9 protein-coding genes and 2 pseudogenes are annotated in these 12,140 nt (G+C 70.3%); 7 read left to right on the forward strand and 4 right to left on the reverse strand.

Translation table 11 applies throughout. The features are described 5' to 3' along the window. Nucleotides 1-234: 234 nt before the first annotated feature. Nucleotides 235-738 carry an RICIN domain-containing protein gene (locus ACZ3IL_RS23115; protein WP_467392884.1) on the reverse strand — a complete coding sequence of 168 codons (504 nt, stop codon included), beginning with the start codon at nt 736-738 and terminating at the stop codon, nt 235-237. 566 nt (nt 739-1,304) lie between these two features. Between ACZ3IL_RS23115 and ACZ3IL_RS23120 the strand changes: the two genes are divergently transcribed. From ACZ3IL_RS23120 to ACZ3IL_RS23135, 4 genes are all read left to right on the forward strand, one after another. Further along, nucleotides 1,305-2,348: a LacI family DNA-binding transcriptional regulator gene (locus ACZ3IL_RS23120; protein WP_467392886.1), complete on the forward strand. Its 1,044-nt coding sequence runs from the start codon at nt 1,305-1,307 to the stop codon at nt 2,346-2,348. A 712-nt stretch (nt 2,349-3,060) separates the two neighbouring features. Continuing rightward, nucleotides 3,061-4,716, forward strand: a complete 1,656-nt coding sequence (locus ACZ3IL_RS23125; protein ID WP_467392888.1) for an amidohydrolase — start codon at nt 3,061-3,063, stop codon at nt 4,714-4,716. 108 nt (nt 4,717-4,824) lie between these two features. Then, nucleotides 4,825-6,294, forward strand: coding sequence for a purine-cytosine permease family protein (locus tag ACZ3IL_RS23130; RefSeq protein ID WP_467392890.1), 1,470 nt, complete (start codon nt 4,825-4,827; stop codon nt 6,292-6,294). 324 nt (nt 6,295-6,618) lie between these two features. Beyond that, nucleotides 6,619-7,272 (forward strand): hypothetical protein, encoded by a 654-nt coding sequence (locus ACZ3IL_RS23135; protein ID WP_467392892.1) that lies wholly within the window; start codon nt 6,619-6,621, stop codon nt 7,270-7,272. Between the two features lie 613 nt (nt 7,273-7,885). On the opposite strand, the pseudogene ACZ3IL_RS23140 reads toward ACZ3IL_RS23135, so the two are convergent. Beyond that, nucleotides 7,886-8,065, reverse strand: a pseudogene (locus tag ACZ3IL_RS23140) (IS5/IS1182 family transposase); the annotation flags it as partial. Between the two features lie 183 nt (nt 8,066-8,248). Between ACZ3IL_RS23140 and ACZ3IL_RS23145 the strand changes: the two are divergent. Then, complete coding sequence (locus ACZ3IL_RS23145) at nt 8,249-8,707, forward strand: hypothetical protein (RefSeq protein ID WP_467392894.1); 459 nt, start codon at nt 8,249-8,251, stop codon at nt 8,705-8,707. Between the two features lie 32 nt (nt 8,708-8,739). Here the strand turns inward: ACZ3IL_RS23145 and ACZ3IL_RS23150 are convergent, their stop codons facing one another. Continuing rightward, complete coding sequence (locus ACZ3IL_RS23150) at nt 8,740-9,990, reverse strand: ISL3 family transposase (RefSeq protein WP_467392920.1); 1,251 nt, start codon at nt 9,988-9,990, stop codon at nt 8,740-8,742. A 366-nt stretch (nt 9,991-10,356) separates the two neighbouring features. Between ACZ3IL_RS23150 and ACZ3IL_RS23155 the strand changes: the two are divergent. Beyond that, nucleotides 10,357-10,464: pseudogene (locus ACZ3IL_RS23155) on the forward strand (IS5-like element ISMt1 family transposase); the annotation flags it as partial. A 100-nt stretch (nt 10,465-10,564) separates the two neighbouring features. Continuing rightward, a complete protein-coding gene (locus ACZ3IL_RS23160; RefSeq protein ID WP_467392896.1) occupies nt 10,565-11,398 on the forward strand; it encodes an SDR family oxidoreductase in 834 nt (277 codons plus the stop codon). 239 nt (nt 11,399-11,637) lie between these two features. On the opposite strand, the gene ACZ3IL_RS23165 is transcribed toward ACZ3IL_RS23160, so the two are convergent. Next, on the reverse strand, nt 11,638-12,024 hold the full coding sequence (locus ACZ3IL_RS23165; protein ID WP_467392898.1) for a winged helix-turn-helix transcriptional regulator: 387 nt from the start codon (nt 12,022-12,024) through the stop codon (nt 11,638-11,640). Between the last annotated feature and the right edge of the window lie 116 nt (nt 12,025-12,140).

Consider the following 12,140-nt stretch of genomic DNA (forward strand, 5'->3'; position numbering starts at 1 on the left):
CCCTATCGGGGAAAACCGCGCTAACCCCCCACCGGTTCCCATCCCGGGCCGCGGCCGCATGTCATGGGATTTTCGGGGGTGGGGGCCCCCCGGACCGCGGCCCGAAGGTCTGCGTTCCGGTCGGCCCCAACGCTCTCCGTGGGAACAGCCGGGTCACATCGGCGTCCAGCCGTCGGCTCCGCAGCCAGAATCCGACCGCGGAGCCGAGGTTTTCGCCGCACGGAAACGCAGGTGTCAGACGTTCCTGTCCGTCACCGTGAAGAACTGCGTCAGGTACGGCTGGAAGGGGAGCAGGTACAGGTGCAGGTTCGTGTTGTTCAGCGGAGCGACCGCGACCGAGAGGTCATCGGCCGGGTGCAGGCTGAAGCTGTCGAACAGACCGGAGCGCCGAAGACGCCACTTCTGCCCGCCGGACCTGCCGGGGCCGGAGAGAACGACCCGCTTGCACGGCTTGCCGTCCGTGACGATCAGCTCGTGGCCGGACTCGGCGTTGGTGATGGCGTAGGTGCCGTCACCGTTCGCCGCGAACTTCCACTTCTCGCCTTCGGTGTCGATGGTGTCCCGGTCGTGGAACAGCATGGTGTGGTCACCCGGGCCACCGTGCCAGCCCGCACTGTTGAGGTGCAAAGAGGTGACCATGTGGTCGATCCACACGGCGCGGTCCGTGGGGATCGCGAGGCCCAGGATCCCCTGGGGGTCGGTCTCGTCCCGACTCCCAACGGCCAGTTTCTCGGTCATAACAGATCATCTGGATTGTTCGGACATTTCCGATAGGTCAACTTCTCCGTGGCGGCAGAGACACGGCAGAAGACCCGTTCGACCGGTCACCTCGGTCATGCCCCGCGACCCGGAGCACCGCCCTTCGTTTCGTCCTCGACGACGGCCACTCCCTCGGCCGGATGCGCACCGAGCACCGGGGCGAACGGCTGCCACGGGGACTCGACGCCGTCCGGCGAGACGATCTCCCCGGCCTCCGTACGCTCGCCGCAGGCATCGACCGTGACCGTGATGCCGTCATCGCCGGCCGTACCCCGCCCTGGTCGTGGACGCCCTCGAGGGCCCGCAAGCACATGACTCGACGGACGGACGGACGGTCCGCGCCTCACGAGGCAGGCATCCTCCTGGGCGCCGTCATCCTCTACCAGGGCCCCGCCGGGCCCCGGCGCGCGGCCCGGACCTTGCCCGGGATACCGGGGCGCTCGCCGTCGAGGCCGAGGTGTTCCGGGGACGGACGGGCGTGTGACCGGGGCGTACGGGCGCAGCGGTGGGCGGTGCCCGGCCAAGACTCGCTTAAGGTGTGGTGCATGAACCCGCGTGCCGTGACGCTCCTCGACGTCGCCCGCCGGGTCGGCCTGTCCCGGACGACGGTCTCGGAGGCCCTGAGCGGAAAGGGCCGCGTCTCCGAGGAGACGCGCGAGCGGGTGAGGGTCGCCGCGGAGGAGCTCGGGTACGTCGCCAACCGGATCGCCCGGCAGCTGCGCACCCGCAGCGTCGGCGCCATCGGGTTCCACGGTCCCCTGGAGGCCCGCGATCTCGAGTTCTACATGCGATTCGCGTTCGGAGTCGCGGGTGAGGCGCTGGCGTGGGGCATGGACACGGTCCTGATGGTCGGTGAGGACTCGCTCACGAGCGGGCTGCAACTCGGTGGCGTGATAGCCGTGGACCCCGTCGTCGACGATCCGGTGGTCACGGCTCTGCTCCGTGCCCGGGTCCCGGTCGTCGCGGTCGGCCGGTACGAGTCCTCCGAAGGACTCGGCGCCGCCGTCACTCTGGAGGCCCGGCACGCCGAGCTGCAGACCGGGCTGCTGGAGCGCCTCCTGCGCCGGGGGTGCCGCCGGTTCGAACTGTGGGGCGTGTCCGGGGACAAGAAGCCGGCCTTCGTGTCCGACGCCCAGCAGGTGTTCGAGGCCTGGACCGCGACGACGGGGACGCGACCGGCGATGTCGCCCGGCGTGCCCGGCTCGACGCGCCTGTTCGCCGGGCGCCCCACGCCCGGGATGATCCGGCGCGCCCTGTCCGAAGCCCTCGACCTGGGGGTGGACGCGGTCGTGTGCGGCGTCCAGGGCATCGCGCCTCAGGTCGAGCACGCTCTGACGCAGGTCGCCGGGCCCGCACCTCGGGCGGGCTTCGCGGTCGCGTCGTTCGCCTCCGATCCGCCCCTCGCCACGGGCCCGGTGATCGACCTTTCGCCACGCCAGTACGGCGCCACCGCGGCGCGCCTGCTGTCCGGGATCATGGCCACGGCCACGGCCACGGCCACGGCCACGGCTGCGGCTGCGGCCGGTGCGCACGTGTGGTTCGAGGGCGGGCGCATCGTCGAACCACAGGGGTGGGCGAAGCAGACGTAGCCCCGCGGGACAGGGCGCTCGCCGGCTCGTCCGGAGAAGCCGGGGCGCGCGGGCCTCCGCCCCGGCCCTCCCGTGCGGCGATCTCCATGCCCGATCTCCATGCCCCCGGTCACGCGCGCCGCACCGGCGCGGGCCGCCCGCAGGCGATCCCCGAGGCGTCCGGGGCGGGTCGCCCGGGCGTCGTTTCCCGCCGGTCACGGTGGAGCACGTCGGGCGGGATCGCCGTGGCGGCCGAGCCGCGTGCCGCTTGCTCCTGGTGCGGACCGGGCGTGCCGATGCCCCCGGCCGCGGCGCACACCGAACCGCCACCTACCGACTGCGGCGCACACCGGACAGCCGCCTACCGACCCCGGCGCACACCGGACCGCCTACCGACCCCGGCGCACACCGGACCGCCTCCTGCCGGCGGTGGTACTCACCACGGTGCACGGGCGGATGCCCGGGCGGACGTGTTCTGCGGGAAGCGTTGACGAATCGCACACCCTGGTCCACGCTTTGCGTTGCCGAATCGATTCGGCTCGCATGAATTCGTAGCCGCAAGGCTCTTGAACAACGGAATGCGACGGTGCGCGCGTTCTGCGTGCCGGTGAGGCCATCGGACTCGGCAAAGAGGAGCCGTGCGCTTCACGCCCGAGGGACACGCCCGGACACCCATGCTCCGCACGTCCGGCCGCCTCGGAACCGTCCGCATTCGATCAAGGAGGAACCGCGCATGTCCGAGAGCACCGTGTACGTCAACGCCGTCGTCTTCGACGGGCTCGCCGACGGTCCACGCCACGAGGCCTTCGCGGTGCGCGGCGAGCGGTTCCTCGCCGTCGGCTCCGCGGACGGGGTACGGGCGGCGGCGGGCGCGGACGCCACCGAGGTGGACCTCGGCGGAGCGTTCGTCATGCCCGGAGTGATCGAGGCGCACGCGCACCTGTCGATGTTCGGCCACGCGCAGGGAAAGGTGCAGCTGCGCGATTGCACGACCGTCGAGCAGATCCGGCAACGGCTCCTGGAAGCCCGTCGCGAGAACCCGGACGCCACGCGGATCGAAGGGGTCGGCTGGCTGTTCGACGCACTGCCCGAGGGCGTCTCGCAGCCGACCGCGGCGATGATCGACGCGGTGATCGACGACATCCCGGTGTTCCTCGACGCGAACGACCTGCACTCGGCGTGGCTGAACTCGGCGGCGCTGCGAGCCGCCGGCATCGACCGCGACACCGCCGATCCGATCGGCGGCGAGGTGGTGCGCGACGAGCGCGGTGAGCCGACCGGCTTCCTCCTCGAGACGGCCGCGCTGGACCTCGTCCTGCCGTACCTCGAGGGCATCGCCACGGACGAGGAGCGGGACACGTTCCTGGCGCGCGCGTTCGACGCCTACCTCAGGGCCGGGGTGACCGGGGCCGTGGACATGGGGATGGGCGAGGGCGCCATGACGACACTGCGCCGTCTGCTGGGCCGGGACGGCCGCCTGCCGTTCCCCGTGTCCGCGCATTGGCTGATCGGCGCGACCGGCGACGCCGCCGCCGATCTCGCGCAGGTGGAGCGGGCCGTGCGGGTGCGCGACGAACTCGCCGCCGAAGGCACGCCCTGGCTGCGGGTCGCCGGCGTCAAGCTCATCCTCGACGGCGTGATCGACGCGTGCACCGCGGCCATGGTGCGCCCTTACGCCGACGGGACGAACGCCGATCCGATCTGGGACCGCGAAGCGGTGATGCCGGTCGCGATCGCCGCGGACCGGGCGGGTCTGCAGCTCGCGATGCACGCGATCGGCGACGCGGCGAGCGCGCTCGCGGTCGACATCGTCGTCGCGTGCGAACAGGCGAACGGAGCGGACGCGTCGCGGCGTCCTCGCATCGAGCACCTCGAGTCGGTGGCCCCGGAGACGGTCGCCCGCATGCGCGCGCACAACGTCGTCGCCTCGATGCAGCCGGTGCACTGCGATCCGGCGATCCTCGACAACTGGAGGGCCGTACTCGGCGACCGGCGTGCCGAGGACGGATTCCCGTGGAACTGGTTCCGCGAGGGCGAGGTGCCGCTCGCGCTCGGCACGGACGCCCCCACGGCGCCGCACGAGGCGCTGCACAATCTGTTCATCGCGATGTCCGGCCGCTCGACGCTCGCCCCCGAGCTGGCGCCGTACCGTCCCGAGCGCGCGTTCACCGCGGCGCAGGCGCTCGCCGCCGCCACCAGCGGAGCGGCGTTCGCCGGGAAGATGGACCACGCGTACGGACGCATCGCCCCCGGGTTCTACGCCAACGCCGCGGTGCTCGACTGCGATCCCCTCTCCCGGCCGGCCGACGACCTGCTGTCCGCGTCCGTCCTCCTCACCCTCGTCCACGGCGACGTCGCCCACCGCGCGCCCGCGGCGAGCGATCGCTGAGGCCCCTGCCCCCGCCCCGCCCTCATCCGAGATCCCGATCACCCGGTCCACCTCACCTCCGCCCGCCCGCGTCGGCACGGGCCGGAGAGTCTTGCTGGAAGGCCCACCATGTCCGAGACATCCGCCGCTTCCGACCGTCCTCAGCGGGAGTCCGCCCCGCCCCGACACGAGTCCCTCGACTCGGTCGCCACCCCCGAAACCCGCGGCATCGAGATCATCGGGGACGACGAGCGTCACGGCAGGGCGCGCGACCTCTTCTTCGTCTGGTCGGCGCCCAACGTCAGCGTGCTGAACCTCACCGTGGGAGCGTCGCTGACGATCGTCCTCGGTCTCGAGATCTGGCAAGGCCTGCTCGTCCTGCTCGCCTCCTCGGTCCTGTCGGTCCTGCCCGGCATCGTGGCGATCTCCGGGCCCGCGGCCGGCACCTCCGGCTCGGTGATCCAGCGCGCGATCTACGGCATCCGCGGCAACAAGATCGTGATCGCCTTCTACGGGTGGTTCATCTCCGGAGTGTTCCTCGCCCTCAACTGGGTCGCCGCCGCCTTCATGGGCGCCGAGCTCCTCATGCGGTGGGGGTTTCCCGATCGCACGACCGCGCTCATCCTCGTCGCCGTCGTCACCGCCGCGATCACCGTGCTCGTCGCCCTCTACGGACACACCCTGATCCTGCGCGCCTACATGGGCATCGCGATCGCGCTGTCCGTGATCTTCGCCGCGGTGCTGGGATTCATCGCTCCCTCGATCGACTGGGGCTTCGCGCAGCCCGAGCCGCTGAGCGGCCTGCCGCTGTGGTCCGGCCTCACGGTCGCCTTCGCGCTGTTCGCCTCCTCCCCGCTCTCGTTCAGCAACAGCGCCGACATGGCCCGCTACCTGCCGCGTGACACGAAGCCGTCGCGCATCGTCGGAGCCACGACCCTGGGCAATCTGTTCCCGGGGGTGCTCATCAGCGCCTTCGGGATCGTGCTCGGCGGCACCGTGGGGGCCGAGAGCCTCGAGAGCGGCATCGAGTACTCCCTGCTGGAGAAGCTGCCGCCCTGGCTCGCCCCGGCCTTCGTCCTCGGGGTCATCGTGAACACGATCGCGCTCAACGGCATGACCACCTACACCGCCAGCATGGCGCTGCAGTCCATCGGCGTGCCGATCCGGCGGATCCCGTCGGCGATCCTCATCGGCGTGCTCGGCACGGCCTTCACGATCGTCCTCGTGCTGTCGTCGAGCCTGATCGACGCGATCAACCTGATGCTTCAGTTCCTGCTCGTGATCTCCGTGCCCACGATGGCCGTGTACGTGACCGACATCGTGCTCCGCCGCAACCGCTACGACGGACGCGATCTGTTCGACGAACGTCCCGGCGGGAAGTTCTGGTACACCGGCGGCTTCGGCGGCCCCGGCCTCCTCTCCGTCGTCGCCGGCGCCGTCGCCACCGCCCTGTTCCTCTCGACGACCGTCTGGACCGGGCCGCTCGGCGCGGCCCTCGGTCACCTGGACCTCTCCGTGCCCGTCGGCATGCTCGTCTCGGCCGTGGTGTACGCGCTGCTGGCCGGTCCGGGCATCCGCGAGCAGACGGTCTCGCGCTGACACCGCCCCAGGGGTTCCTGTCGTGGGAAGAACCACTCAGCGGTCTCCCTCAGGACACGTCGTCTCATCCTGGAGACCGGGCGCTCAGCACCTCGCAGCAGGCGAGGCGCGAACATGGCCAGACGGGCAGGTCAAGAAGGCGCCCCCTCTGCGGGAGACCCCCGCAGCACAGCCGTCGTGATCAACGATCTGCTCGTACGACGCCGAGGAGGAACCCTCCGGTGAATGCCGACGCCATTGCGTAGGAACTGTCCCGTAACCGGACGGCACCCCGCTGCCGGTCCCGGATCGGATCGTGTCAGTGGCCGGTGCCAGGATCGTGGGGTGCTGATCAAGGGATACGACGTCGGCCCGTTGGTGCCGGGTGAGTCGCTGCTGCTCCACCCGGGCTTCTGGTCGAACCACCTCCTGGCGCTGTGCGGCGACGGGGAATGTGCCGAGCGCCCGGTTCCCGAGTGGTTCGGTGAGGACGGTGCCGATGTCGATGCCCCGTCCGAGGCCCTTTTCGACCCTGAGCACTGGCCGGTGTTCAGGATGCCGGTAGAAGAGGGCCCCGGAGCCGTGGTGATCTCCCGCAATCCGGATGGCGACTACGTCACCGACCACCTCATCACCCGTCCGGACGGAAGCTACGCCGAGCAGGTCGCCGGCTGGGGCGGAGACTTCTCGGGCCCTGGGCTGGCTTGGCACGAACTGATCCGGCTCGCCGACAATCCGTCGCTCGCGGACGAAGGCGTCCAGGACACGGACACCCGCTTCCTGCTGCTGCTTCCCCTCTTCACCGACCCGGACGTGCCGGAAACAGCGTCAGCAAGGCTCGTCGCCGCCCTGACCGCGGTCGGCGCGCCTCAAGACACCGTCTCCGTCGCGGCGGAACACCTCTTGGCCCACCTCACGAGGAGATCCCGACACGACCCCCTGTGGGCGTCTCCGCTGAGCGGCAGCCGAGAGGCGGGCCGGGCCGCCCCTCATCCATGAAGCGATTTCGATGCGGCTGGTGCGATCACGGCGCCGGAACCTTCCCGGCCGGCCCCGTTCTGCGGGGTGGGTCCTCGCGTTTCGGCGTCCGGTCCGGGAGCAGCGGTTCGATCCGAGCCCACTGGGCATCGGTCAACGGCACGCCCGGACCAGCGGGGGTGACAGCCCGACCGTTATGGCCAGTCCCGCCAGAGCGACCGGTAGATCCGTCCCGCGGGGTCCATCGCGTCGGGAGGCCTCAGTTGTCGAGCACAGGCTCCACGGGTGCCGATGCCGCCTCAGCAAGCCCGCCGGCCGCCTTGAGTTCCTGTGCCCGGATGACGCAGGGACTCGTGGTCAGCGACCAGTTGCGCCCGGCGACCTGCGCCGGCTTGCCGCGGATCGTCTTGCCGGGCATGACGATTTCGTCACCGGGGATCGAGGGGGACTCGGGCGCACTGGAGACGGGCGAGTCTTCGCCGGCCTCACCGTCCAGCGCGTACGCGTTTCCCGCAGTGCCGGTGAGGGCAAGCACCGGCACTGCGATCATCACCGCGACAGTCAGGTTGCGACCAGTGATTTTGCGCATGTCGACGCACTCCATCCGAGGTTGCTTCCCGAAAACCAAGGAGGTTTCGGCACGGGCGCGGACCTGACGGTGAGAAGTGTTGTGTTCTTCCTTCCAGACCGGCAGTTCGCTCTGCCCGCGCTCGCGACGGTGCGGGGTCACCAGGCCGGTGCCCCGGTAGCCGCCGTCGGCGATGACGGTGGTGCGGCCGACGGCCTCCTCGGCTCCGGACAGTGCCCACGCCTCGCAGTGAGCTCTTTCAGAGTGGCCACTGATCAAACGCTGCCGCTTCATGGGTCCCGGCACAGCTTCCGTGCAGCAGTGACCGAGCGTTGCGAGTCACCGAGGCATACGCCTCGGTGACCAGAGCTGAATTCGATCCGATCACGCCAGGTTATGGTGCTGCTCCACAGAACGAGGGGAGCCGGCATGCCCAACAGGTCGCAGTCGAAGGACGCTCTCGCCTGTCTGCGTGCCGAGCTCACGGCCGAGCAGTCGACGACGGCCGAGGGGACGACGCGGGGTGCGTGGCTCGCCTTCATGCGTTTCGGACGGAGGCGCTTTCACGCAGCGCCCCAAGCCGACTCTGACGGCCTGCTCTTCCAGTACGGCACGCACGTCTCCAGCGGGCGGCCGATGTTCACTGTGGACCTCACGAGGCAGCTCAACGTCAGTGACGACAGTGAGCACGACCGCTACGTGCAAGTTCGCTGCGAACTCCGCTACACGCCGGCACTGGACCTGGATGCTTTGGGAAGCTTCGACTCCTGGTTCTTTTATGACACCGATACGGACCTCGACGGGTGGTTCGCTGCCATGGAGGAGCGTCTCGGACCGCTCCTTGATCGCAGGCCCGCCGGGATCGACTTGTTTGAGGAGCCGGTATAGCCGTTTCGGCCGTGGAAGGCCGCATGGCTTCGTCACGCGAGCAGAACACGCTTGCGCAGGAGGTCGAAGCCGGCGCGGCCGGACATCCGGCGCTTGAGCATCGTGATCCGATTGACGTGGCCTTCGACGACTCCGGAGTTCCCGGGCAGCGTCAGGCCTGCGATGACCGCGTCGCGATCTCGGTCGATGCCGGCCGCAAGAGCGTGAAGGCTGGGAAGGCCGTCCTGGCGGAGGCGTCGAGCCACTGCGGGAGTCGTTCGCCCTGGCGCTCGGTGAGCATGTGAGCGAAGGACCGAACGTGACCGGTCAGGGCATCGAGTTCGGGGCAGCTGGCCAGGACGGCATTGGGTCGGAGCTGTTCGATCTCGGGCAGCGTCTCGGGTCGGCTGAGAATCCATCTCGTCACCACGCGGGGTGACGGCGGCTGCGCGGTGGCCGGCCGTAGCTGCCTCGGTAGCCCAAGGGAACAATCTCCTCCCAGAGCTTTCAGGCGTTGGTGCAGCCCTCATCCCAGCATTCGTCCCGGTAGGGGCTTGTACTCGTCGAGGACGGAGGTCCGGTTGTGCTGCCACTGACCGCGAAAGGGGTCTTCCGGCTTCGCCGCGGTGCCACACGTGCCAGCGGTCGGCGACCTGCGTTGCCTGGGGTGCCCCGGCCGTGGCGCCTTCCGCGAAGAACGGCGCGCGGTCCCGGCAGACGACCTCGATCCCCGGCCGCTGGGCGAGCCAGGCGGCCAGGCGGCCAGGCGGCCAGGCGGCCAGGCTCGATGCTTCCCGATCAGGCAGGAGATCGATCGGACGGCGGGTCTCGACGCCCACCAGGACAGTGCCGTAGCGGCGACCCTTGCGGGTGGCGTACTCGTCGACGCCGACCACCCGAGGCGTCGGCACCTCCGGCTCGGGCCGCGCCTCGACCAGGCGCAAGATCGTGCTCCGGCTGATGGACATGCCGAGCACGGCCGCCAGGCGAGCGCCAGCCCGGCCGGCCGGGGCGAGGCCGACTGGGCTCAGGAGGGAACGCAATCGTTCGGTGCGCTGGCCGTGCCTGCGGGTGAGGCCGGATATCTGCTCCACGAACGTCCGACGTGGACACTTGGTGTTCCCACACCGGAATCGCCGGACCTCCGGCCGGAGTACGACGCTTCGTCCGGCGCTCGGGACATCAGCGAGAAACTGCAGGTAGGAGCTGCGAACTCGGGTCGAGCAGACTCCGCATCCCGGGCAGACGACACCAGCCGTGGTGCACTGCACGCCACGGCGCACGTTCTCGATACCCATGTCCATCGACCGCACCGCGATGTCCGCGATCGCCGGGAACGACAGCGTCTTCAGCCGGAGTACAACGTCTTCCACGGTCCGGGCTGTCAGCCCAGCGGCGCTGGCCACCAACCATTTTCAGGCGACGTCGCATACCGCCCGGAGACGCTCGGCCGTCGCTCACCGTGGCCACTGCACGGAAGCTGTGCCAGAACCACTTCACGTGAACGAAGCCGGTTCCGCCGACCCGTTCGGCGACCGGTTTCGTCTGGGCCAGCCGGTCGTCGGTCCGGGAGTGCCGCTGACTGATGCGCAGTGGGCGCGGATCGAGCCGTTGCCCCGGACCGGCGCCGAAGCGGGGTGGCCGCCGGCGGGACCACCGCGAGGTGATCGGCGCGAGAACCCGACGACCATGCCGTCGGCCGGTCCCGCGGCGGACTGACCACGAAGATCCACCTCGCCTCCGACGGCGTCGACGTGCCCAGCCCGGTACGGATGACCGGGCCCGGCCGCAGGCTGGGCAGTGCGCCCTTGATCTGAACCATGGTTGAGGTTCTAGCGTGTCGCCTACTCGATCTTCTGACGGAGGGAAGACACGTTGATGATCCTCGTGACCGGAGCCACTGGAAACATCGGAAGTGCCCTGCTCAAGGAGTTGCACGCACGCGGTGTCGGGCCACTGAGAGGGCTCACCCGCGATCCCTCGGGAGCCGTCTTCCCCGACGGAGTCGAGGCCGTGCGGGGCGATTTCGCGGAGCCCGCCTCGTTGGGGTCCGCACTGGAGGGGGCGCGCTCGCTGTTCCTCGTGTCGCGTCTGGGGCCGGACGCCGACGTCCTCGAAGCCGCCCGGCGGGCGGGCGTGGAGCACGTCGTGCTGGTGTCGTCCATCACCGTCCAGACCCACCCCCACCTCGGTCCCGCCGGCGAGAACCTGGCGGTGGAGCAACTGCTCAAAGCCAGCGGCATGGAATGGACGATCCTGCGGCCGACCCAGTTCGCGTCGAACGCCTTGATGTGGGCCGATTCCATCCGCGCGCGGGAGACCGTCCGCGCGCCGTACGCCGATACCGCGCTGCCGACCATCCATCCTGCGGACATCGCCTCGGTGGCACGCGTGGCACTGACCGAGCCCGGACATCGCGGCCGCACCCACGCGTTGACCGGTCCGGAGCCGGTCACCGCCCGACAGCAGGTCGAGGCCATCGCGGCAGCACTGGAACGGGAGATTCCCTTCGCCGGGATCAGCCGTCGGCAGGCACGCGCGCGGATGGCCGCCGTCTTCGGCCCGGAGGTCGCGGACGCGGTGCTCGACGTCACCGGCGGAGACGTGAACCACGAACTGCTGATGGTGCGCGACACGGTTGCACAGGTCACCGGAACTCCAGCCCGCCCGTTCCGGCAGTGGGCTTCGGAGAACGCCCACGCCTTCCGTTGACTCGCCGGCGCCTGTGCACTTCATCCGTACCCGGTACGCACTTCCAAGATCCTCGCGACGCGGGGTGCCCTCGTGGGCCGGTGACGCGCCGTCACGGGCGGCGGGACCGTCGGCGAGTGTGACGACCTCGTGGGAATCGTGTCTCCGCACCTCGACGCGGTGCGGGTGGAACGGGTGCGGGGAGCGGGCGAACCGCGCAGGCCACGTGCGGGGACGGTTGTTGCCGGATTCCGGGAACGCTAGCTCCTGTGCGGGCGGTCCTCTCGGGGTGCGAAGCGGGCCTGGGCCGCCAGGACGGCTTCGGTGTGGCGTCCCGCCCACGCGCCCATCGCACGGATCGGGTCCAGCAGCGCGCGGCCCGCCTCGGTGAGCGAGTAGTCGACGCGTGGTGGGGCCTCGGCGTACGCCTGGCGTGCGACCAGGCCGTTGTACTCAAGGCGGCGCAGGGCTTCGTTGAGGACCTTGGGGCTGATCCCGCCGATGCGGGTGATCAGCGCGCGAGGTCTCATGGGCCCGCTCTCGCCGAGGACGTACACGATCACGCTGTCCCAGCGGTTCGACAGGACTTCGAAGGCCACCCTCGCCCGGCAGTCCGCGGCGTACTCGCCGTCCAGATCCTCGTCCACGCCTCGTTCCTCCGCCTCTGCCGCCGTGTCGCTCACGCGTTCATCCTGCCCGGCCCGATGCGCACCATGTGGTGTGCGTCGGCGCGCCTAACGTCCTCCCCGTCACCCCGCACGTC

The sequence above is a fragment of the Streptomyces sp. NPDC014907 genome (genome assembly GCF_055562975.1).

Coding starts and splice junctions, on each gene's coding strand:
- ACZ3IL_RS23120 (WP_467392886.1), top strand. CDS start 1,305: ATGAACCCGCGTGCCGTGACGCTCCTCGACGTCGCCCGCCGGGTCGGC.
- ACZ3IL_RS23115 (WP_467392884.1), bottom strand. CDS start 738: ATGACCGAGAAACTGGCCGTTGGGAGTCGGGACGAGACCGACCCCCAG.
- ACZ3IL_RS23145 (WP_467392894.1), top strand. CDS start 8,249: ATGCCCAACAGGTCGCAGTCGAAGGACGCTCTCGCCTGTCTGCGTGCC.
- ACZ3IL_RS23160 (WP_467392896.1), top strand. CDS start 10,565: ATGATCCTCGTGACCGGAGCCACTGGAAACATCGGAAGTGCCCTGCTC.
- ACZ3IL_RS23150 (WP_467392920.1), bottom strand. CDS start 9,990: ATGGACATGGGTATCGAGAACGTGCGCCGTGGCGTGCAGTGCACCACG.
- ACZ3IL_RS23130 (WP_467392890.1), top strand. CDS start 4,825: ATGTCCGAGACATCCGCCGCTTCCGACCGTCCTCAGCGGGAGTCCGCC.
- ACZ3IL_RS23125 (WP_467392888.1), top strand. CDS start 3,061: ATGTCCGAGAGCACCGTGTACGTCAACGCCGTCGTCTTCGACGGGCTC.